At 43.4% G+C, this 24454-nt stretch carries 13 protein-coding genes and 1 pseudogene; all 14 read right to left on the minus strand.

Annotation, left to right across the window (positions count from 1 at the left end; translation table 11 throughout):
* Positions 1 to 26 precede the first annotated feature (26 nt).
* The 14 genes and pseudogenes from AC58QT_RS11130 to AC58QT_RS11195 all read right to left on the minus strand — a co-directional run bounded on the left by AC58QT_RS11130 (position 27) and on the right by AC58QT_RS11195 (position 24404).
* Positions 27 to 7091 carry a CBM96 family carbohydrate-binding protein gene (locus tag AC58QT_RS11130; protein WP_497409034.1) on the minus strand — a complete coding sequence of 2355 codons (7065 nt, stop codon included), beginning with the start codon at positions 7089 to 7091 and terminating at the stop codon, positions 27 to 29.
* A gap of 94 nt (positions 7092 to 7185) precedes the next feature.
* Positions 7186 to 8736: an extracellular solute-binding protein gene (locus AC58QT_RS11135; protein WP_497409035.1), complete on the minus strand. Its 1551-nt coding sequence runs from the start codon at positions 8734 to 8736 to the stop codon at positions 7186 to 7188.
* A gap of 74 nt (positions 8737 to 8810) precedes the next feature.
* The gene (locus AC58QT_RS11140; protein ID WP_497409036.1) at positions 8811 to 9692 is read right to left on the minus strand and encodes a carbohydrate ABC transporter permease; all 882 of its coding nucleotides are present in this window, start codon (positions 9690 to 9692) and stop codon (positions 8811 to 8813) included.
* 47 nt (positions 9693 to 9739) lie between these two features.
* Positions 9740 to 10711, minus strand: coding sequence for an ABC transporter permease (locus AC58QT_RS11145; protein WP_497409037.1), 972 nt, complete (start codon positions 10709 to 10711; stop codon positions 9740 to 9742).
* 216 nt (positions 10712 to 10927) lie between these two features.
* Entirely contained in the window at positions 10928 to 12016 is a 1089-nt protein-coding gene (locus AC58QT_RS11150) for a response regulator transcription factor (protein WP_497409038.1), read from the minus strand.
* The gene (locus AC58QT_RS11155) at positions 12013 to 13821 is read right to left on the minus strand and encodes a sensor histidine kinase (protein ID WP_497409039.1); all 1809 of its coding nucleotides are present in this window, start codon (positions 13819 to 13821) and stop codon (positions 12013 to 12015) included. Before AC58QT_RS11155 ends, AC58QT_RS11150 begins: the two co-directional genes overlap by 4 nt.
* Positions 13822 to 14030: 209 nt before the next feature.
* Entirely contained in the window at positions 14031 to 14876 is an 846-nt protein-coding gene (locus AC58QT_RS11160) for a serine hydrolase domain-containing protein (RefSeq protein ID WP_497409040.1), read from the minus strand.
* Between the two features lie 84 nt (positions 14877 to 14960).
* A pseudogene (locus AC58QT_RS11165) lies at positions 14961 to 15182 on the minus strand (sigma factor); the annotation flags it as partial.
* A gap of 82 nt (positions 15183 to 15264) precedes the next feature.
* The gene (locus tag AC58QT_RS11170) at positions 15265 to 17571 is read right to left on the minus strand and encodes a glycoside hydrolase family 95 protein (protein WP_497409041.1); all 2307 of its coding nucleotides are present in this window, start codon (positions 17569 to 17571) and stop codon (positions 15265 to 15267) included.
* 28 nt (positions 17572 to 17599) lie between these two features.
* A complete protein-coding gene (locus AC58QT_RS11175) occupies positions 17600 to 19033 on the minus strand; it encodes a response regulator (protein WP_497409042.1) in 1434 nt (477 codons plus the stop codon).
* Positions 19030 to 20805 (minus strand): cache domain-containing sensor histidine kinase, encoded by a 1776-nt coding sequence (locus AC58QT_RS11180; protein WP_497409043.1) that lies wholly within the window; start codon positions 20803 to 20805, stop codon positions 19030 to 19032. Before AC58QT_RS11180 ends, AC58QT_RS11175 begins: the two co-directional genes overlap by 4 nt.
* A gap of 83 nt (positions 20806 to 20888) precedes the next feature.
* Entirely contained in the window at positions 20889 to 22499 is a 1611-nt protein-coding gene (locus tag AC58QT_RS11185; protein WP_497409044.1) for a type 2 periplasmic-binding domain-containing protein, read from the minus strand.
* A 64-nt stretch (positions 22500 to 22563) separates the two neighbouring features.
* The gene (locus tag AC58QT_RS11190; protein WP_497409045.1) at positions 22564 to 23433 is read right to left on the minus strand and encodes a carbohydrate ABC transporter permease; all 870 of its coding nucleotides are present in this window, start codon (positions 23431 to 23433) and stop codon (positions 22564 to 22566) included.
* Positions 23433 to 24404 carry an ABC transporter permease gene (locus AC58QT_RS11195; protein ID WP_497409046.1) on the minus strand — a complete coding sequence of 324 codons (972 nt, stop codon included), beginning with the start codon at positions 24402 to 24404 and terminating at the stop codon, positions 23433 to 23435. Before AC58QT_RS11195 ends, AC58QT_RS11190 begins: the two co-directional genes overlap by 1 nt.
* Positions 24405 to 24454: the final 50 nt, after the last annotated feature.

The following is a 24454-nucleotide window of genomic DNA, read 5'->3' on the forward strand; positions in this document are numbered from 1 at the left end:
ACATCCCTCAGAAGCCCCGATACAACTTAGTGAATTTGGTTATAAATCCGATAGAGCAGTATAGCAGCCTCCGCTCGGAGCGTATTGGTGTGAGGATGGAGTTTCTTCGACTCATCCCCTTCAATCAAGCCATTACCCACAAGCAGCGATACACTTGAAGCAGCATAACCCGCGATATCCGACTCGTCCGTATACATGTTCATATCCGCTGTGTTTCCCGCGCCCAACTCATAACCCGCGATTTGAAGTGCTCTTGTCGTTAAAACGACCATATCTTGGCGTGTAATCGGTGCAGATGGATTAAATATGTTCTCTCCTGATCCTTGAGCAATACCGAGCGATTTCGCAATACCAATCGCCTCATAATAGTAATCCGTCATCTGGACATCTGCGAAACCTGTAGTGACATCAGCATCTAAGTCTAGAGTCCGAACGAGCAGCGACATGAAGTCGGCCCGTGTAATAAGGGATTTTGGAGCAAAATCCGTTTCCGATATACCGTTAATAATACCCTTAGAAGCCAGAATTTCGATCTGTTTTTTTGCCCAATTGAAATCAGATAGGTCTGTAAAAGTTTTCATTTCATAACCTACAGCAAACGTACTTGAATGACTGGTTGTGAATGACACTTTGCCTGTAGACAAGTTATATCTGCCGGATGGTACCTTCACCATATCTCCATGGTTGTTCAAATACCAAACCACGATATGTTCTGGATTCCGCAATTCCTCGGCAGTAGGGGAGTAATCCATAGAGATTTGGACATTCCCCCTTTTATTTGTCCAATCAAACACCTTACCATCTAGCTCAATATTTACATCAATAAGCTTTTTGTCACCCATTTTAATGCGATTTATATCAGGTAGCAAATTCTTGTCAGCGACTTTTAAAGTAAGCGCAATGTTGTCTACACCAGCAAGGTCAGCTTGTTTAAACATATTGTTCGGAACCGTCAAATCAGCTATCTCTGTATGAATTATCAGCTTAAAACGAAGACCCTCCGCCTGAAATTGCTGTGATGGAAGCTGTTGAACATATGCATTGACGCCTTCCACATGCTGTATTTGAATGATGACAGACTTTACCCCGTCCTCACCAATCGTGGAAGCTCGTAAGGCAGTTTCAATCGTATCTGGGGTTAATATAGCTTTTGCAATGGTGCCTTGTACCTGCGGTTGTACCTCTATCCTATTTTGCTCTATCGTTACATTATCAGTTTCTTTTATTAAGCTGCCTCGATCAGCACCTTCACTACCTGAAGCTGGATTCTCACCGGATTCAGACTCTGTACCTAGCGTTGTAATCGATACAGGAGTTGCATTAGTGCTCTCAAACAAAGAGCTAACTGCACTTACCGTTACATAATAGGTTTTCCCGGTTAACAAACCTGGGATCACGACGCCATTAGGTGTAATAGAAGTTACAGTAATTTGCCCGGTGTACGTTCCAGGCTCCTCACCATACTTAATTCGGTATGCGACTGCCCCATCAACCGGATCGAACAAAACCTTAATCTCGTTTTCCGTTGGATCAGCTAACGTAACTTCAGGAGGCATTAATCCATTCAATAGCTCAATCTTAAAATCATCAAATTGAACATGAGCATTTGAAGCAAGTATCCCTGCCGTGCCTTTTGCAAGACCCGCGTCTTGCGCCTCAACAGCTTGTGCGCCGTCTATGCGCAAACGAATGATGTCTCCAACGAACTCCGCTTCAAACAAATGCTCACCAGCAGAAAGCGAAAAAGCCTGTTCTTTAATAACTGTAAGGATGCCATTTTCTTTTTTCCTGATTACAGCCATCTCCTGACCCGCGGTCCAATCTTTCTTATACCCTACCAGATAATAATTATTAGCATTGGTTGTTCTTCCCAGAAGATAAGCTTCCATAAGCGTTGCTGTTACATTCTGCGGCGGTAATTCAATTTGGGCGGACACTTTGTAATCCATCCATTCGGAACCTTGATTCATCCACATCCGGTCCGGATTGTTTCCTTCTGCCATAACCCGCTTGTTGCCATCCGTTTCAGTGAAGCTATAATTCCCGTTGGATAATATCCAATCGGAAGAGAATTCCCCATCGTTATAGTCATCACTAAACAATTGATCACCATTACCTACCACACGCTGTTCATTCGAAGGGCTGCTTTCCCCAAATTCGTTCTCTCCAGTAACGACAATGTAGTAGGGAATTTGAGAAGCAGGCAGCGTAATCGCATACCCCGAACCGGGGACCCCTGCAATATTTCGCGTATATTTTCCAGTAGCGGTACCGATTCTGATGACATAAGAAGTATTGATTGCATCCATTGTGAAATTAACGAATACGCTATTTCCTTCAGCCACTAAACTGTTCAACACTGGAACCGTTGCCGTGGGAACTCTTGGCGTTACCATCATCTCGTTGGAATTCGCACTCTCGCCGACAGAAGTTTCTGCCGTTACCACAAAATAATAAGGGACATTGTTGGTAAGCCCCGTGATAACAGGCGAATGCTTGGATGTGATTACCGTGTTCGTATAAATACCAGGCTGCGTCCCGTATTTCACACGGTATACCATCGCGCCTTCTACATCTTCAAACCAGAGTTGCACCTGGCCATTTCCAACCTTGGATTCATTGATATGCGTAACGGGTGGTATAGAGTTCTGTACCAAAACTCCATCAAACTTCACTTCCGCATGCTTTGTGAATAAGCCAACTGAACCTTTTACAATGGCTTGGCTTGCATCTGTTGTGCTTAATAGCTTTTGACCATTGATATAAAAATCAATTTGGTTGCCAGTGAACACTCCGCGGAACCGATAAGAATCTCCCTGTGACAATGAATAAGCTGCTTCCTGAAGCGTTGTCATGACACCGCCATTGTTTTTCTTTATGGCAATTTTGCTGCCATCATAAGACAACAGATAATAATGATCGGCATCCTCTACTCTTCCTAACAAACCAAATTCACCAAATTGCTGTGCCTTGACCCATGCCATATAGCTTACGTCTTGGAACGATTTCTCCGAATAGATCAATGACGTTCCGGCCATATCCGTCTGCTTCAATATTTTTTCATGAGGATCAACGGCTGTAGCTCCAGCTGCACTAGTTAACGGCACTTTCGTATTAAAAGGTATGATCGAATCATTCACTACACGCCAGTTACCACCGTAACGAAGCCATTGATCAGAAACGAGGTCACCTGACTCATAATTGAAGGTATCGTTAAAAATAGATGGATTTAACAAGCCCAAGGAAACCATTGTATCCAGGAAATACCTGAACGTTGTTAAATATTCAACATGAGTCCCCATCCACGACTGTGTGTAGTACCCGTTAATTACTTTAGCGTAATAATCGGAAACCCCCACCTTTTGCCAACCTTCAATTTCCTCGGCCATTGCTTCGTTACCAGGAGCATGCCAGAAACCATAGTAATCAAGCAATATTCTATTTAATAAGGAAGGATCAATCCCCAATACAACATAAGTTGCACTTTGGCGGTTTCCAGCAGCATCCGTGGAGTTGAATTCCTGTGCCATACCAGCAGAACCAATATAGTCGCCATCTTCGGCTACAAGTGACCACATGTAGCTTTGAGTCGCCTCATAGAGCTTCATAGGATTAGACAGATATTCTTCCAAAGTTACTCCTTTGAAGGACCACTTATTGCTTTTCAAAATGTTTTGCATCATTGTCGCTTTAGCAGATAACGAACCAAACGTAGTTGTTGCTGCGAAACACTCCTTAATTGCAGTCAGTCCCTGACTGTCCAGCTCATTAATAAATGTCTGAAGATCGAACGACTGTAGGATTGGTTTAACATTCTCCAATCCTAATGCCATGGAGGCCGCATAAAAGATAGTCATATTAGGTTCAGAGTGATTCGTATTACCTCCATTCCATACATTCGTATCTCCGTTTACGCCAATCCTGTCCCCAGGTCTCGTATTATCGTACTGGTCAAAATCGCTTAGCGTGTACGCCGTACTGATTAACCCAGCTTTTAAAAATGTGATTAGCTTGGATTTCTCATCTGTAGTGAATTGATTCATAATTTCCGAATCATTCCACATCATGGCAACCGCGTACACCATCTGAGACTGTGATCTTGAATCGAGACCTCCCATCAGGTTAGGCATATTCAATTTGGTTGTAAGCATTTTTCGAATGGAGCTGACATATCTGTCGATATAATCCGGGTTCCTGTCTCCCGAAGCAATCGCCATCGTAAGCGTAGCTAAAGCACCTGACGTTGTTGCTTCTGCTGTAGAGCCTAGAGCTGCGGCTGCATTGCTGAATGTGATGTCTTTCGAATCGATCATGGCATAATAAAGCGATTCTTCATTGGGAGGTGCATAAGGGTAAACGATGGCTAACGCACCGATATCACCAGTCTGAATGATATCCGCAGTTGCATTATTGGCTGGATCTTTCACCGTCCCTGCTGCGAGACGGAAGCGATTAGTACCTCCTGTCAATGCATCGGACAATTGAACAGTAAGCGTACGTCCGCTTAGTGTAACTTTATCCTGCTCGTCTAACGAAACGTAATCCCCCCCTCCATTCCTGGAGATCTCCACGGAAGCTTTCAATGCAGCCTCACTCGGCATGTTGTTTAAGATGCCTTCATCAAATACAATCGTCACTTTTTTATTAAAATTAGTCACATAATAGGATTGTAGCTGTGGGCTGGAAGCGTCAGCATGAATAGGAGATGAAATGTATTCACCCGCTGCGATATTCCCAGATACATCCTTCAAAGCACTAGATGAAACCTTCACCCTGTTCGTATTGCCAATCAAAGAGGACGCCATAGTAACAATCAGGGATCCACCAGTGACAGTAACCGTGTCGCCACCCCCAATTGCGTGAAAGTCAATCCCGTCACTAGAAAGTTGAACGGTTGCTTTGAGCGCTGTGTTGTCAGGCATATTGCTGAATAAGGGTTCGTTCGCATTCACCGTCACTATTGTATTCGTCGGATCGAGTTGAACCGTGTTTGTTAGTAAAGGTGCATCAACATCGTAGGTTAATGTTCCTGTCTCTACAACTTCTGTAGCTACATTATTTAAACCATCTTGTAAAGTACTGCCAAGTATTGAAATCTGGGCCCCCGCTGAATTCAATCTGTCCTGTAAGGAAATGACTAGTTTATTCCCGTTTACAGAAACCGTATCCTGCCCACTCAATGCGGCGTACGCTTCGTTGTTTTGCGATAGGAGGATCCTAGCTTTCAGGTCCGCATTCGTTGCCGTATGATTGTAAATATTTTCATCGAAGTTTAACGTTATTGTTTTGTTTTCATTACTCACTTGGCTCTCCGAAATGACGGGTGCAGCCGTGTCATAATCGATGATGAGCTGTGGGGCAAGAGCACCGCTTTCTTTGCTTGATACGTAACGATTGATCGATGAGGTCCCCATTAGCATAAAGGAAGCCATGCCATCCGTTAGACTTTGCTCTTGCAAATAGGTGGTCACATCCCACTCATACCAGCCATTAGTGACTCCTACATTTGTGGAATTAATCATGGCTGAATACGCAGGCTGAGAGGCATATGTGATACTGTTCTCCGACCAATTGTCATTGTTGACCGCATAAATCTTCAATGATTCAGGAGCTGTACCAGCATCCGTGAAATACAAACGCAACTTGGCTGTATTAATAATCCCGACATCAAATGCATTGAATTTAATGAAAATACGTCGATTGAAGGTGGCTCCCCCTTCTTTAAGAATCATAGAGCTCTCGGAGCCGTAGTTCGTGGTTAAATTGCTTGCCCCACTATCCACTCTCGCATCAGCTTGAATGGCCAATGATCGACGAGATTCCAAACCTTTTAGTACATCGGAAATCGTATCTAAGCTCGTTAAAGCTCCCGAATCAATGGATTGAAGTGTTCCGGCTGCTACTTTTATCCGATTGCTGCTTCCGGTAAGTGCTTCAATTAAAGAGATCTCCAACTGGTTACCAGCAACGTTGACTTGATCCGCTTCTAGAAGGCTGTGATACGTCGAACCTCCATCCGTCGAAATCTGTATATGTGACTTTAAATGATCCAAAGTATCGGTACGACTGATCTCCCGATCGAATACCAAGTTGACGACTTTCCCGCTACCCCCTAATAAGGTTTGTATAAGAACAGGCTCAATTCCGTTTGGTAGTCCTCTAAGAGCACCAGTTACAATTTCTGTGGATATGACATTACCTGCAGCATCATGCAAGGAATTTGCCTGCACCTTCATTTTATTTGCAAATCCATTTAGTGGTTCTAGTAAACTGACTTCCAACAAGTTACCGTTCAGATTTGCGGTATCTCCGCTACCTAATGGAAGATACGAATTACCACCCGATGATACATACACAGCATCTTTAATGGAACCCGTCCGATTATTAAATAATGGCTCATTAAAGGACAAGGTTACGTTCCGATAGGTGGCATCCACAACGGAATTCTGATAGACAGGGGCCGTACTGTCTGACGTTACGACGAGTACAGGCCTTTGAGCTGTATTGGATGCCTCCTTAGAATAAATAGTACGGCTAACGTTCGCTGTCGCCATAAACGCAAGGGATGCTTTACCATCTGCACTCTTTTCAGCCTTAATATAATCCGTTACGTCCAGCTCGTAATATCCTTCTAGGTTTCCGAGCGTCATTTGATTAAGTAAGTTCCCCGTGTCAGGCTTATTCACCCAATTGATAGCGCTTTCAATCCACGTGTCATTAGATATACCGTAAACATTAACACCAACGGCAGAACCAGCATTTACGTATACCCTCAGTTTAGCCTGTGTAATAGCAGATGGTGCCGGAACACTACTCAAATCAAAACGAATATATGCCCTTCTCGTATACGGAGTGCTTGTTTGATTATTAGTATCCTCCTTTAATCGCAATTCATTAAAATTAAAGTTCTGAGTCTGTGTGGCCATATTGCCACTCCCTGCATCTACGTAAGCATCTGCCTCGCTTGTTATCAGCGTATCTGATGCCGATGCAACATTAGGACTGACTGCGTAAACACCATTTATGTTTAAAACAATTAAACAAACAATCAGAATCCGAGACCACAATGTTTTAGAAATATTGGAAATCACAGGCTTCTATTCCCTTCTCAACAATTTCAAAAACAGGAGTGCAAGAGACTTTAAATCTCTTACACTCTCTTTACTGTTTACCTAACCAAAGCAATTATTTCTTTTTAGTGTTATACCATTCTGTTGCTTGACGGATGACTTCTGTGCCGCCAAGTGATCTATATTTTTTCACATAATCATCGAACGAATCAACGGGCTTTTCACCTAAAATAATTTTTGCTGCCGTTTCTAAAAATAGGGGTGAGCTAAATGATCCAAAATCCTGAATTTCAGGTTGATTTGATTTAATTGTCGGCATTCCTTCTGCTAAGTCGGGAATAGATTCATTTCGTGCAACCTCGAAAGCCGCTTTTTGCTTAGCCAATGCTTCATCGTTACCAAGCTTGACTCTAAGAATTTCTTCATTGAATCCAACAAGGTTTAAAACAAGAGGCCGCCAGCTAGCTGTCTTATTGTCCGTATCCTTTTGCTTGTCGTATACGATTTGTCCACCGGTTTTGGTAACGGTATCTCCCGGTATCCCAAAGTTAACAAACTCCTGCCCCTCTTGCGTAACCAACCAGTCGAAGAACTTAACAACTGCTGCCGGATCCTTAGCATTCTTGGTAACTAAATATACCTTATTGTTCGCACCTCGTTTAAATCCTACGTTCTCAACGCCAGGCGCTTTCGGTGTCGGGATCGCGATAACGTTAGCCCCTTGCCCAGGCAGTGACTTGTTCAAACGATCCTGCCAATCCCATGCCAGAGCTGGGTCATGATTCCATACACCTACTAGACCTTGCTGAATTTTCTGTTCCCAAATATTTCTTTTGTTTGTCATGAATTCGCTGTCTATGAGCTTCTCGTCCATCATCTGGCGGAGAAAACCCAGACCTTGTTTCATATTACTAGTAAGATAACCTGGTATAAATTCATTGTTTTCAAATTTAGCGGTATATTGATTTTGGCCATACATGCCCAATATATTTTCCACCCAAGACAATGCTTCTCTTCCTGAAAAAGGAATTTCATCTTTCTTACCATTGCCGTTGGGATCCTTGTCCCGGAAGGCACGAAGCATCGTGAGAAGCTCCTCAGGCGTTTTCGGCGCCTCTTTGATGCCTACTTTATCCATCCAGTCCTTGCGGACAAATAACACGCGGTTTTCCGTCACATTGCCGTTGGCCGACTCAGGAATAGCATATATTTTCCCATTCCGAGTAACAGCGTCCCAAGATGCTTGTGGGATTGTTTTTTTAAGATTTTGACCATATTTATCAATATACTCATTGAGCGGTATCAATTGATTGTTATCATAGAGATCCCCGCCAACACCCCAGCCCATAACTACATCGGCTACATCGCCTGAAGCGTACTTGGTTTGCAGCTGTTGATCGTACTGACCATGGGGAAGGAATACAATATCCAAATCTGTATTTGTTTTTTGCGCTGCATACTTAAGTGTAGGATCATCCATGGCCTTGCCACCAGGAACGGGCTGGGAGAAATCGGATGTGAAAACCCGAATCTTTGCTGGCTTCGTTGTGGTTGCTTCAGCAGATTGCGTTGTTTGCGGTTCTGAAGTATTCGAAGCACAGCCCGTCAAAGCAATAATAATCGCTGCTGCCGATACGATTGGAACCCCTTTTTGAATGAATTTCATTTTAATAAACCTCCTTATTATTTAACAATGAAGCTATATATGTAGGCTTTATGCCTTTCATAACGATAGATGGCTTATTCTTTGACTGAACCTAATGTGGCACCTTTGATAAAGTAGTTTTGCAAAAATGGGTACATGAGCACAATGGGGGCTGTCGCCAATACGATGGTGGCCATTTCAATAGCTGCCGGAACCAAGGTAATACTTGCTTCCGAGGAAGCCGCAGCAGCAATATCGTTGCTGTTCCCCATCGATATCAGAGAATATAGATACATCTGAAGCGTTTGCATATTACGGTCATTAATGTACAATAGTGGCCCCATGTAGGCATTCCAATGTCCAACAGCATAAAACAAGAGAAGAGTGACCATGATCGGCTTGGATAAAGGAACTACGATTTTCCAAACAATTCGGAACTCGCCCATCCCGTCAACCTTTGCTGCTTCAAACAGCTCATCGGGAATTGACCGGAAGAAGGTCATGCAGAGAATCATATTAAAAGCTGAGATAGCACCCGGAAGAACAAGCGCCCAGAACGTATTCAAAAGTCCTAAAGACTTTACAATCAAATAAGTAGGTATCATTGGAGCCTGAAACACCATCGTAAACACAATGAACATCAAGATCCATTTGCGCCCGCGTATCGTTTTCTTAGATAGGGGATATGAACCCAGTATCGTAAGAAACATATTAACCGCTGTGCCGATAACAACTACTTTAACTGTCATCCAGGCAGCGTGCCAAAAGCTCGGCGTCTGAATAACAAGATTGAAATGCTCTAGCGTCGGTTCTACTGGCCAGATCGTAACGCGATTGTGAAGGATGGCCTGCGCAGAGCTGAACGAGCCTGCAACAACATGTAAAAGTGGAATGAGTGTGATAAGACTGACTATGCTGAGCAGCACGATGTTGCATATATCGAATAACCGCTCGCTACGTGATAATTTGATAGGCAATTGACTACCTCCTGAGATCTTTACATTAGCAAACTTGGCATCATTTGTTAAAATAAACCTTCGCCTGTTAGTTTGTTACTAACCTTATTTACACTGATAAGCAACACAAACCCGATGATGGACTTGAATAGTCCGATGGCTGTTGTAATGCTGAATTGTCCATTTAGAATACCGATGCGATAAGAATACGTGTCCAAAACTTCCCCTACGGAAAACGAGATGGGGTTCAAAAAAATGTATATTTGTTCAAATCCGACATCAAGTACATTCCCAATTTTGAGCAGCAGTAGGATGACAACGGTTGGCAGCATGCCAGGCAAGGTCACATGCCAGAGTTGCTTCCAGCGGCTGGCTCCATCAATTTTGGAAGCTTCGTACAAGGAAGGGGATATTCCTGTAAGTGCAGCCAAGAAGATGATCGTGCTCCATCCCATTTCCTTCCACACCCCCGCTCCTACAACGACTGATCGGAAATATGATGCCGACTGTAGAAAGCTAAAGGGACCCACGTCGAAATAGGAAAGCAGTTGATTAACCATCCCTGTTTGTTGAGAAAGCATCATATAGGCTAGTCCGTACACCAACGCCCAAGATAGAAAATGAGGAAGATACACAACAGTCTGCACAGTCCGCTTAAAAGATGATCTTCGAATCTCATTTAATAGAAGAGCCAGAATGATCGGCGCTGGGAATGCAAACACAATTTGATAAAAGGAAATAATTAATGTATTCCTGAATATCCGAAAGAAATGAGGTTGTTCGAACAAGATGTGAAACCAACGTAATCCCACCCATTCACTATCAAAAAAACCATTAAAAATATTGTAATTCTGAAAAACAATGACACTCCCCAGCAAAGGCACATACTTAAATGTAATGAAATATAGGAATACAGGTATGAGCATGACATACAACGGCCAATTCTTAACTATATACCGCGTTAAGGGCTCCTTTTTAATCTTCTTAATCGTATCTACTGTCTTTATTACGGATGATTGCGATAAGCCTGCTTGGTTCATCCATCCCTCACTCTCCTTCGTCTACGAATGGCTGTTTCTCTGTTACCATTATTATAGAACGTAACAACCAGAGGCTTGTAGCAGTGAATATTTATATTTTATTAGAGGATATTTCGTTTTAAGGCATACAAATAAATAAAGCCCGTGATCTCTTTACTGAAAGGATCAAGGGCTACTTTGTGTAACAACGCGTGAATTAGAAGCTGATTAACCTGATCAAGACTTCATTCTCTTTTTATAATCGAGCGGGCTAAGACCGTACATTTTTTTAAATATTTGCGAAAAATAGACAACATCTTCATAGCCGGTTTTACTTGCAATTTCGTACACCTTCAAATCCGTACTCAGCAATTGATTTCTGGCGTACGCCATCCTTTGCGCAATGATATAGTTCAGTACCGTTATGCCGGTTTCGTGCTTAAACAAAGTACACATATAAGACTTGTTCACGTCAATGACCTGTGCAAGCTCCTGCAGATTTATATTTTCAGCAAAATGCTGCTGGATGTATGTCTTGATCTGCTCCACCTTCCGCACCTTTTGATGATCCCTCACACCCCGCATCGCCTCTACGATGTGATAAGCTCCCTCTTCCAGCCTGCGCACAGCGCATAGTCGGAAATAGCTCCTTATGGATGCTAACGACAGTTTTTTATCCCCTAGGCCCAAATCCTCGCCCTCATCCAGCTCCAAATGAATCTTGTCTTCCGTGAGTTCCTCAATAAGCGTTTGAAGCCAAGCGTTAGATAGCGCATTTAGCAAATGATATTTGCCATCCACCCAGCTTTCCAGTAGTTCCATCGTCTCTACAATTAACAGGGGCATGGTTTCCGTTTGCAGTGTGCGGATCTGTTCTAGCCAGCGCTCCATCCAAACCCGATGTTGAGGGAGCTTCTTGAGTAGAAATGAATCCGCATCACGACTTTGCTCCTGATTCATTCGTTCCTCAACCCTCCCTAACGCTTTATTTAGCAGTTCTCGGTTGACGGGCTTTAGAATGTAATCAAGTGCTTGCAGTTGAATGCTTTGCTTGGCATATTCAAAATCATCATAGCTGGATACCACCAAAGTCATCATCCAAGGAAAACGTTTATTAATATGTTCAATCAAAGTTAGTCCATCCATAACAGGCATTCGAATATCCGTTATGCACAAATCGGCATAATGGGTTTCCAACCATTCCAATGCTTTTTGCCCATTCGCCGCACAGCCTGCGACAACGATAGTATCTTTAAATTCCTCGACGGATTGCGTTAAACTTTCACGTATGAGTGGAGCATCATCAACTAACAATACACGGATCATAGAGCAGTCACCTCTTTGATTTTATAAGGGAATATAATTGAAATGTGTGCTCCTCCCGTATCTGAATGGTTGATTGTAACACCAGAAAGAGATTCTTTGTAAAAAGTTTTGAGCCGATAATGCACATTAAGCACGCCAACACGGGACAGTTGCATGAACTCCTGAACCGGACGTTCGTAAGTTAGCAACGTTTGCAGCTCTTTCAGCTTGTCCTCAGTGAAACCAAGTCCGTTATCCCATATGTCAATTCGCACATGCTTTTCACCTTCCATTCGGGCCGCAATTCTGACCTCCATAGGCTCAGCCGTTGTCTCGTAGCCATGCTTAATACTGTTTTCCACAAATGGCTGGACGATCGCTTTCAGGCAGCTTGTTTTCCTTACGTTATCGTCAATGTCGAGGTGAAATTGAATCTCATTACGGTAAAGGATCGTCATAATATGAATATAATCGGACAGATGCTCCATCTCATTTTCCAAAAAAACGAGAACTTCATGGTAGTTAGACGTATAACGCAGCATGTTTGAAAGTGCAATTGTAGTGTCCTGAATACCTTGGTGTCTTGCCAAATTCGCCATTGAATTAATAGATTCAAGTGCATTATAAAGAAAGTGGGAATTAATTTGAGATTGAAGTGCCGATAAGATGGCATGCTGCTGTACAGTCTTAGATTCCGCTAGTTGGTAAATGTATGTGTCTATTCGATCAAGCAAATTATTGTAAGCAGCACCTACCTCTGCTACTTCATCCGTACCTTTCACCTCAATCCGAATATCGAGTCTCCCCATCTGCGTCATCCCTATGGTCCTTCGAAGTTCCTTTAACCGTTTTGTAATAGAAGCCGCTACCAGAAATACTAATATGCTGGCGGCAACAATACCGATGATGATCATCAATGCCGTCCAATTTCGGATACTTGATATACTGCTAGCCAAATCACTATAAGGGACCATTGCAATAACTTTCCAATTGGTGCGCGGAATGTCCTGATATACAATCATTTGCTTCGTTTCTTCACGGTAAAAGGAACCAGATGTATGATCATTCAGCAGATTTTGAAGGTCTTGTTTAATATGCGTACCAACACGCTCCACTCGAGGTGCAGTTAGAATAATGCCAGCTTCATCGACAATTAAAGTCTCCCCATTCGCTCCCAACTCAATCGCATCTAATATAGCTTGCGTAGGCATCAGCGAAATATCGACTTGTAGATACCCGGTTTCACCGGCAAAACTGTATTTCTGCACATAGGTTAAGACGGGCAGCTTCGTAGGTAATCCGATCCGATCGGAATAGCTTGAATTAAAAGAAACAAATCTAGACATTTTCCCAGAAAAAGGTATTTCCTTAAACCATGGCATATCCTTCATGGAATAGTTTGGATTAAGGACATAATCCAGTTCGTTGGGATTGCGGAACACACTCTGGTATCCACGGTCACTATAAAAAACAATGGCTAGCGTTTCTGGGTGATACTCAACAAATGGTTCGATGATTTTGGAAGACATATTTTTATAATATTGATAAATATAGTAATCTCTTCCTGCACTAACACTCAACCAATCATGATACTCACTGCTGCTTCCGAGCGTCTGGAAAAATTGTTCATTGTCATCAATATAGCGACTCAAATTATATTTGGCCTGAATTAAAATTTGGTTACTAAATCGGACCACATCTGAGTTAATTGCTTTCAAGCTTTTGTAATAACTAATACTTCCTATAGCCGTAATCACAAATAATAGGATTAGAGTTATCATCACGATTAGCTTCCATTGAAGTGAGTTCCGCATTTTTCGAAACACATAACTCCCCCTCTCCAAATTTTACATTATACCCCAAATAAATAATGTGTTCACCTTTAACTATTTTAGCTAATTGAATCTAATGTGAATATAGGGAAATCTTTGGGCTATATGAGGGGATATTTAGGTTTTTAATCATATAAAAAAAGAAGCAGGTCCCCCTACTCCTTTACTGAACTGTAACCTGTTATGTAGACATTATGTACCAATCAATTTAATATAAAATTTTGAAAATATTCCATTGGACTTGTACGATCACTATTTGTGTTGCTTGTAAAAACAGTAACGATTCGCTTATTCTTATTTACAATGATGTACTGACCGCCCATTCCTCTTGCAAAATATGTTTTACCTGATTCACCGCTATCATCATTTAGTATCCACCAGTGAAAACCATACGACGGTCCCTCGAGGTTTCTCATGTGAATTGCTGTTGATTCACGAATCCAATCAACGGGGATGAGAGCTTTGGAATTCCATTCTCCGTTGTTTAAATACAACATTCCAATTTTCAACATATCTTCAGTCTTTATTGTTAGGCCAAAGCCGCCAATTGCCACACCTTGTGCATCATGATGCCAATTGAAATTATGAATGGCTAATGGGGTAAATAAATACTTTTTCGCAAATGCAACCGTATCCATACCAGTTGCTCGTTGCAGGATTGCACTTAATACTTGAGAGCTGCCACAGCTATATGTCATTACCATTCCAGGTTCGGACACAAGCGGTTGATCTAGCGTAAATCTCACCCAATTTTTCGCCGGTATCATTACTTTATTCCCTTGCCATCTCAATCCAGATGACATCATTAGTAGATGTTTAATCGTAATTTCTTTTTTCGCATCCTCGATATCTTCAAAAAAGTCTGCTATTGGCACATTTTCATTCTTAATAAATCCTTTTTGAATCGCTATCCCATATAATGCGGATAAGATACTCTTCGTGATAGAGTATACCTTATGCTGTTTGTCCTTCATTTTACGGTTTCTATAGTATTCAAAGACCATAGAATCATCTTTATACACTAGGCAGCTTTCGATTTTATCTTTCAATATTACTCGTGATAGATCGTCGAATTTAATAATTATTACTTCCCTTCACAATGTTCTCAGTAGTGTTCTGAGTGGAACTGGTTGAATCGAATCATGCAAGGACACATCTTTCCGCGTTTTCTTCAAGGAGCGCAAGTGCATCAGAATCTCATTCTCAATACATCGTGCCGTAAACGTCGCCAGCTTCGTGCCCTTATTCGGTGAGAAAGATTCGATCGCTTTGATTAGTCCGATCGTCCCAATAGAAATCAAATCCTCCAAATCTTCTCCGGTATTGTCGAATTTTTTGAGGATATGAACACGAAGCAAGGTAAATTTAACTACCGCTTTAAATTGTTAGATCGAATTTCCACTTTGGATCTCTACTTTTATCGTAGCAGACCTAGGCTTAAATTAAGTTCACTTCATACTCCTTACCAGCTTCTGTCACAAGCAAAAGAGAACTAGAAGCTTCTTTGTTCTCACCAGTCCAACACGTGCTGCTGCCTGCTTCGGTAACGACAAAAGCGGTTTTGTATCGAATCGTACACACACCTCCGATCGAGGAACGAATTTTCGCCTCTCTCAAAAGGCCATCAGACCAGACTATCTCAACCTCGAATCCGCCGCGTGCACGCAATCCCTTTACACAACCGCTCGGCCATGCCTTCGGTAGTGCCGGTAGTAGGCAGATTACCCCACCGTGCGATTGCAGAAGCATCTCAGCTATAGCCGCAGTACCGCCAAAGTTAGCATCGATTTGGAACGGAGGATGGTCACCGAACAGATTCGGATGCACCGCATGACCAAGCAGCGCAACCAAATTCTCGTAAGCCGCTTCGCCGTCCTCCAGACGCGCCCAAAAGTTCATAATCCATGCCCGGCTCCAGCCCGTATGGCCGCCGCCATGGCTTAATCGCATTTCGAGCGTTCGACGAGCAGCAGCCGCAAGCAGCGGTGTGCCGTCTGGCGTGATCTGCTGACCGGGATGAAGCGCAAACAAGTGAGAGATATGGCGATGTCCAGGTTCTGGTTCCCCATACTCGACAGTCCATTCCAGCAATTGACCTTCTCGTCCAATCTGTGGTTTAGGAAGTTTCATTAACGTTGCAGTTGCCTTCCTTTGAAAATCATCCGCCAGCCCTAACCGTTCCCCAGCAGCTAAGCACGCCGTAAGCAGTTCGTGCAGAATTTGTGAATCCATGGAAGGACCAATGCAAAGTCTGCCTCTGTTCCCGTTTGGAAGCTCGTACGTGTTCTCCGGGGAAAGCGATGGTGCAGTTACGAATTGTCCATCATGATCTTCAATGAGGAAATCAAAGAAAAATTCCACAGCTTCCTTCATTAATGGGTACGCCCTTTCGCGAAGGAACACTTCATCTTTGCTATAGCAGTAGTGCTCCCATGCATGCAGAACGAGCCACGCACCGCCCATCGGCCACATAACGGCTGGAATGTACGTGCCTTGAATCGCAGTATCTGCCCACAGGTCCGTTGCGTGATGGGCAACAAAGCCACCTGCGCCGTAAACCTTTTTGGCCGTCTGACGGCCGTTCACTTGCAGTCGTTCCATAAAGTCGAACAACGGCTCATGACACTCCGCTAGGTTGCACACCTCTGCTGGCCAGTAATTCATCTGCAGGTTGATATTGAGATGATAGTCCGATTCCCAAGGCGGCGTATGGCTCTCATTCCAGATGCCTTGCAAATTCGCAGGCAGGCTGCCAGGTCTAGAACTTGCCATTAGCAAGTAACGCCCATATTGAAAAAATAACGCTTCCAATCCGAGGTCCGTCTCGCCCTTCTGCATGCGCGTGAGCCGCTCATCCGTTGGAAGCCCCACCAGCTCAGCTTCCTGTGAACCGCCAAGCTCAAGCAGCGTCCGGCTAAATAGCTTGTGATGATCATTCACATGGCTTTCTCGGAGCTCGGTATACGGTTTCCCTCCCACAGCTTCAGCCTGCCCTCTGCTTACCAAATCTGGGTTGTCACAACGAAAGCTCGACTGTGCGGTAACGATCAACGTAATGGCATCTGCGTTCTTCACTGTGACATAGGCGCCGATCGTTTGAACACTGCTGCCTTCCGCTACTGCTTTTACAACCGTAGCATACGCAACGCCATCAGCCCCAAGCCTGCCGCTCATGATAAGCTCGTCATCTGAAGTGCGCTCCAGATTACCTTCAAATGGGCGCCGGTTCAGTCCTGCACTCAGCGAGATTCGCCCCTTCTCTGATGCTGTTATCCGTATGATCAACGCTTGATCTGGGACACTGGCAAACACTTCTCTACGGTATGTCGTATCCCCACACACATATTCAACTGAAGCGATGCCTGTTTCTAAATCAAGCTCTCGCTTGTACGCCCGCACTTCCCCTTCGAGTCCTTCGATATGGATATATAAATCGCCCAGCGTCTGATAGGTACCGAAATGCTGAGGAATCGATGTCATCGTTAATCTCGCTAATCGCTCGGCCTCTTGCGGCTTACCGGCGAACAACAAGCTGCGAATTTGCTCCAGATGCTCAGCAGCCTCTGGATTGTTGCGGTCAGACTTAGGACCTCCAAACCATACGGAATCTTCATTCAGCTGAATGCGTTCATCAGCCCAATTTCCAAACACCATGCCGCCAAGTCTTCCATTGCCTACAGGCAAAGCTTGAACCCAAGCTTTAGCAGGCTGCGTATACCATAGCTTTGTGTCTGTACGTTGCATTGTGTTTCCTCCCCTATATAACGAATTGTTAATCTGCGATAACCAGCCTATCATTGGACATGCGATATTGCGTCGGAGTCACGCCAAAGCGTTTCTTAAAGATTTTAGCAAAATAAAAATAGTCATTATATCCGACCTGCTCCGCGACTTCATTAATGGATCGATTTGTCCCCCTCAATAACGAACAAGCGTTCTCAATACGGATATTGAATAAGTAATTAGTAAAGGTCATTTTTAATTCACGTTGAAATAGTTGACTCACATAGTTGGGATGAAGCTCGAATTGCTCGGCAATGCTCTGGATCGAAACATTTTCTTGAAACTGTTCCTCCACAAAATTCATAATTTTTTTAAACGTTACACTAGAAATTTTGTCAGCCATGGAATCTCTTGTCCGAGAAGCTTCAGGGATAAAGGATTTAAGTTCATGCAGCATGTTCGAAAAACTCTTGAACCTTTCTAGGAGCTGCTCATAGGTATGCATAAAATCTTCTTCCACTGAACTCTCATAGGTCATCGATACCATCGCATGATAGATATGAAGTGCGTCGCGAATCGTCAGTTGCTCATTTGTGGCCATCGACTCAAGCTCAGCGAAAAGACTTGTGATTGGTTCTCTGTTAGTACTACGAATAGCTGAATAAAGTCTGGTTGTAACATCTTTCGTTAGCTTGCCTGCCGGATCATACATGATAACCTCGTTACGATTCCCATGCATGAAAAGCTGACAGGACGCTTCCGCCGCAGTTTGAATAGCTGCCTGCAATTGATCTGGCTTAGCAGCCAACAGCCCTTGACCTATCCCAACTAAGCTGGAAAATTCGGTTTGCTTGACCAAACGCACCATGGCCTCAAGCTCGCTTTGACAAAGTAAAACAGCGTGCATGTTTTTACCAATTTTCAATGGTACATGGCGCACGATTTGTGAAAGCGGTAGATCATCTATCCCGCGAAACACGAGCACCGCAATGCCGGTATCCTCCCATTGCAGACCCAATTTATCAAGCAGCCTTACGATTTCCCTATCACTCTTTGGCGACTGTATTTGAATCAGCGTGAATAAATAGGCGATATCATTCAGTCTAGCCAAGTTGCATTTCTGCACAACCTTACTCAAGATCTGATTCATCTCTTCCGCTTCAATCGACTTCAGAATATACCCTTCCGCCCCTAAGTTGATCGCTTTTTGTGCATATTCGAATTCCGAATATCCACTAATGACAATAAATTCGGTACTGAGCCCGTCTTGCTTGGCGGATTCCATAAGTTCAATTCCGCTCATGCCAGGCATGCGAATATCCGTAATCACGATGTCCGGTTTTAATAGACGTATCTGTTCAAGCCCAACAATGCCATTATAAGCTTCCCCTACTAAGGTTAAACCATGACGTTGCCAATCGACCTTGGCTTTTATGCTCTCTAGAATCCACTTCTCATCATCGACTAGCAATGCACGAATCATCTGTCCTCATCCTTTCTGCCAGGCAGCTTCAGCACGATTTCCGTTCCTACGCCTTCCGTGCTTTTAACTGTGATACCGTATGAACTGCCATAAGCGAGTTTAATACGCTGATTCACATTGGATAGACCCACGCGATACCGATTTCCATCCATCGATAACTGAGATTCGTTCGAAAGCTCTATATCCAATCGCTGTTGCAAATCGTGAAGTTGTTCGCTGCTCATACCAATCCCATTATCCTGTACCGTAATGCGCAGGTTTGCATGCTCATCAAGATCACCACGAATCCAGAGATGGCCTTTTTCCATTTTCAGTTCAATCCCATGGAAAATCGCATTTTCAACAATCGGTTGCAATATCATTTTCTTCACATGCAACGCGAGCATTTCATCTGTAAAATCATAATGCACATCAAATCGTTCATCAAAACGAATTTTTTGGATGGAGACATAATGCTTAACAATTTGCATTTCTTCCTGCAACGTAACCTCATCGGCTGCTTTGATGCTATATCGGAAAATGCGGCTTAAATTAGACGTCATCGTGCCAATCTCCGGCGCGCCTCTTACAACTGCAATGCCCTGTATGCATTCGAGCGTGTTATACAAAAAATGCGGATTGATTTGGCTGTTCAGGAAGCCGATTTCGGCTTGCTTTTTCAACAGCTCCAGCTCATACACCTGCGAGTGAGAGAGGAGCAGCTTTTGTGTCAAATCGCGAATTTCATCGAGCAGCTGGTTAAACTTCCCGGCCATACTCCCTATTTCCGCATAGCCATCCAGCTGCACACGTTCGGTGAGAAGATGGACGTTTTTACCTCGGATTTGATTAATAAAATCGCCAAAAGCACGTATTGGCTGCACAAAATTGTTCGCAATGACTTTATATAAGATATAAACAATGAGTATCATGGCTAAAAATAACCAAAGCGTCGTCATTCTTGCCTGCTGCAACCCTTTATAAAGCTCCTTCTTGGGCGTTTCGCTGACCATGGTAAAGCCGATATCAGGAATATGCTTTTCCCTCGTAATCGTATCTCCTCCAGTATCCTTCTTCCAAGTTGATCCTAAACTGGACTTATCATTGCTTGTGACCACAGAACCTGCAGAATCAAGGACATAAAAGTTACCCGACGTTTTTTGCGAGAAATCTTCAATTTGTGGACTAATCGCTTTCACATCCATCATCATTAACAAATAGCCGACATCCTGTCCGTAAGAGCTTCCTGGTTTAATCGATCGGACTAGCGAACTAGCCACGACATAATTGCCTCGTTTATCGTTTAAATACACGGAACGTAAACCAATAATCCTGAACATGGCCGCCTGCTCTTTATTCCGTGAAATATCCTGCATAATCGCTTTAATATCACCAAGACGCTCTGCGTATCCCACATTGAACGCTCTTCCATTATCGCCAACTAGAATAAACTCCGCGATCCCTTGCTTCAGTTCTTTCATTTTATCCAAAAATCCAGTTAATTCCAGATGTAATTCGAAGTTTTTAACAGGATCTGTCTCCAAGAAAAAATTTTGCACCGTATTATTAAAGGATAGAGCTGTCATAATGCGATTCACCGATTCGACATTGGCATATAAAGTCGTTTCTACGTTGTTCATCAACTCCGTGGCGTATTCGCTGTTCTTCTGATAAATAACGTTAGTCGTCTTCCAGTAATTCACATACTGAACGACGGACATTAGCAAAAATGTGATCGCGAATACAACAAGCAGCTGTACCTTTATCGCTCGATTTTTCAAAAATCCCAGCATCACAGCTCTCCCTTCCGTGAAGTTCTACTAATGATAATAAAACGTAGAAAGTCTGATTGCCAGACTTTCTACGTTTATTCCTGTTACTTAATGCCTTGTTTCACTACAATGTCATTGACTTCCTTGATGGCTGAATCAATTTGCGCTTGATTTTCTTTAAGGAATTTATCCCAAGTAATCATAGGATCTTCTTTGGAAAGAACAGCTTTGACGACATTGTCGTACATTTTCGTGTTGAGTGCTTGCAGCTGATTCTTGGCAGGTGAACTAATAAACTCGACATTGTAGTTGATTTGCTGCGCTTTCGTATTCTTTAGAAGCCAATCGTATTTGTCATACGCCATATCGACCAGTTTCTTCGGAATGGCATTGTACTTGGCATCGCGAGCTGTGTTCATGCTATGTCCGATTCCCTCTACGAAGGAGAAGAAACCGCTGCTTGGATAAGCTGGTTTTTGACGGAGGGCTACAATTTTACCTCCATCCTTTTTATAATCCTTGCCTTCTACACCGTACGAGAAAGCATCTTTTCCTTTATCAGACAAGTTAAAATCTAAGAACTTCAAGATCGCATCCATCTTTTTATCATCTAGCTTAGCATTGAAATAGAGATCAGAGTAAGCGATGGAACCGCCTGGGCGATACGTATTGCCATCTGGCGACTGCCAACTAGGTAGAATTGTAATCGAATCTTCAAATGATTTATTCGGATTAAATTTGTCCCACTCGTCCTTGATCTTTTTTAGTGAGCCATCACTAATTTGAATATTCAAAGCTCCAACGTTCCCTTGCGCGAACTTGGACGTTCCATCTCCTGCCTTCAGCAGTGCAAAGTCTTTGTCCAAACCTCCATCTGCATAAAGCTTTTTATATTTCGTTAGGAAATCAGACATGCCTTTCGATGTAAAAGATGGGATCCACTTGCCGTCTTCCTGCATCCAGCCACCTAGATTAGGCACAGAGGAACCTAGTCTTAGTGTCGTATTGAGGACATCAAGGAAGTTATGCGTCAACCCAATGGTGTCGTTCTTCCCGTTGCCATCCAAATCTTTCGTTGCAAAAGCTTTAAACATCTCGTTATACTCATCAAACGTTTTCGGCTCTTTCATATTCAGCTTTTCAAGCCAATCTTTGCGTACAACAAATCCGCGTTCCAATGCCCACTCATCCGTAGACAACTTGGAGATACGTGGAAGGAAATAGAATTTACCGTTAATTTTCAATGCTTGAGAATCCGGCATTTGTGCGATTTTATTTAAGTTCGGATACTTGCTGAGATCCGGAAGCGGACGAATGAGACCTTGTGTCACCCATTGTTCCACCGTCGGCGTCAGGCGGGAATCCGTCATGAACATGTCAGGCAGCTCACCAGAAGCGGCCCATAATTGGAACTTTTCTTTGTAGTCATTGGCTGTCACGTTCAGCGGTTTGAAGATCATGTTCGTCTCTTTTTGAACATATTGCAGCAAATCATCTGTATCTGGTTGAGCGAGCGCTTTACCAATATCCCAGAGGGCCACGGAGACTTCGGTCGGTTTAGCCGGTGCCGTGCTCGCAGCAGCTCCTGGTGCTGCGCTGCTAGGTGATGTCGAAGCAGGCTCTTGCTTGGATCCGCAAGCGGCTAGTGAAGCAATCGTTAGTGTTAGTAATACGGCAACTACTGTGCGCTTCTTCAAGGTTGTTAAGTGTTTCATTTGAAAATCCCCCCACAATGTAATCATACCTAGTTTTATTTTAAGAACAAGCACTTAAAATCAATTATTCTTTGACGGACCCCAGCGTAACGCCAGCCGTAAAGTAACGTTGCAGCCACGGATACACGAGCAGCACCGGAAGTGCGGTGACGACAACGAGCGCCATTTTGACACCATTTGTGAACACATCTTTGTTAATGAAATCTGCAGCTGCATCCGCAGACATTAACTTACTTAAATCCGATAGCAATTCACGCAAATACAATTGCATTGGAAACTTCGCTGCGTCTTGAATGTACAACATCGCGTTCCACCATTCATTCCAACGGTCAACCGCATAAAATAAAGTGATCGCAGCGATCGTCGGCATGGAAATCGGCAAGATGATGCGGAACAAAATTTGAATATCATTAGCTCCGTCAATCTTAGCGGATTCTTCCAGCGCTTCAGGCACACTTCGGAAGTAATTCATCATGATGATTAAATAAAAGGTATTGACGGCCACTGGCAAAATCATGGACCAGATGCTGTTCAGCAAATGAATGTTTTTCACGGTTAAATAAGTGGGCACGAGTCCTCCGTGAAATAGAAATTGGAAGATGATGAGACCGACGAAGAATGCGCGTCCAGGCAAATGCTTCTTCGTTAGCGCATATGCTCCGCACGTCGTAAGCAGCATGTTGATGGCAGTTCCAACCAGCGTGACGAAAAATGAATTACCAAGCGAGCTCCAAACTTCCTTGCCTTCAAAGATTGTTTTGTACGCTGCAAAGTCAATCACAGTCGGCACGAGGTAAATCGGTTGTTTTGCTATCGCTGCAGGCGTTGCAAAGGATTGAAGGACAACCGTGTAGAACGGAAGCACCATTAGTACGGCAGCGAGCAACAGGAAAACGTGAATGCCTGTATCAACAGGTGTGAATTTTTGTTTCATCAGAATAGTCCTCCATGCCCTCTGGATTTGACGATGTAATGGGCGGCCAGCAGCATGAGACAATTGATAACCGATTTAAACAAGCCAGCTGCCGTCGTTAAGCCAAATCCCGCTCCTTGCGTAAATGCAGCACGGTAAATGTATGTATCCAAAATTTCCGAAGCATCTCGTACAGCCGGATTTTCCATATTGAAAATCTGATCGAAACCAGCGCCGCCCATGATATTGCCGAGTGCTAAGATGAGCAGTACGAGAATCGTGCCTCTCATCGCTGGCAACGTAATGGCGGTAATTTTTTGAAACCGATTCGCTCCGTCCATTGAAGCTGCTTCGTACAATTCGGGGTTAATACCGGCAATCGCTGCCAAATAAATAATGGTTCCCCAGCCCATCTCTTTCCAGATGTTCGTGCTGTACAGCAATCCTTTGAATTTATCCGCATCAAGCAGTAGACTTAACTTCTCAAATCCGAGACCTTGCAGCAGCTGATTGAAAATCCCGTCATTGCCCAGAAAATTAAGCATAATGCCCGAGATGATGACCCATGAAAGAAAGTGTGGAAATGTGTATACCGTTTGATAAAATTTCTTCATCGCCTTGTGACGCACTTCATTGATGATGATGGCTAAAATAATCGGAACTGGAAACTCGAATACCAGCCTCCCGAAGGCAATGACTAAGGTGTTCTTGAAAGCTCTGGTGAAATCGGGTAAGTTGAACATCGTTTCGAAGTGCTTCCATCCCACCCAAGGGCTGCCCATGATCCCTTCTTTAAAATTCAATTCCTTGAATGCCAGCAGCAAGCCGTACATCGGAACATAATGGAATACAACATAATAGAGCAGCATTGGCAGTAATAAAAGGAACAAATATCTGGCTTCCCAGATGGCCTTCATGTATTTGCTCTTACTTTGGGTTTGTTTCAAATTTACCGTATGTGTTTGCCTCCATGTTTCTGTCGATGATGCCATTTGCGTTCCTCCTTTATCTGTGATGTTGTTATTTACATTGTAGTATGGAA

It is taken from the genome of Paenibacillus sp. J31R109 (genome assembly GCF_059692055.1).

Bases quoted from the DNA above. Each gene is read 5' to 3' on its own strand.
- AC58QT_RS11135 (WP_497409035.1), bottom strand. From the start codon at position 8,736: ATGAAATTCATTCAAAAAGGGGTTCCAATCGTATCGGCAGCAGCGATT.
- AC58QT_RS11145 (WP_497409037.1), bottom strand. From the start codon at position 10,711: ATGAACCAAGCAGGCTTATCGCAATCATCCGTAATAAAGACAGTAGAT.
- AC58QT_RS11150 (WP_497409038.1), bottom strand. From the start codon at position 12,016: ATGATCCGTGTATTGTTAGTTGATGATGCTCCACTCATACGTGAAAGT.
- AC58QT_RS11170 (WP_497409041.1), bottom strand. From the start codon at position 17,571: ATGCAACGTACAGACACAAAGCTATGGTATACGCAGCCTGCTAAAGCT.
- AC58QT_RS11175 (WP_497409042.1), bottom strand. From the start codon at position 19,033: ATGATTCGTGCATTGCTAGTCGATGATGAGAAGTGGATTCTAGAGAGC.
- AC58QT_RS11180 (WP_497409043.1), bottom strand. From the start codon at position 20,805: ATGCTGGGATTTTTGAAAAATCGAGCGATAAAGGTACAGCTGCTTGTT.
- AC58QT_RS11185 (WP_497409044.1), bottom strand. From the start codon at position 22,499: ATGAAACACTTAACAACCTTGAAGAAGCGCACAGTAGTTGCCGTATTA.
- AC58QT_RS11190 (WP_497409045.1), bottom strand. From the start codon at position 23,433: ATGAAACAAAAATTCACACCTGTTGATACAGGCATTCACGTTTTCCTG.
- AC58QT_RS11195 (WP_497409046.1), bottom strand. From the start codon at position 24,404: ATGGCATCATCGACAGAAACATGGAGGCAAACACATACGGTAAATTTG.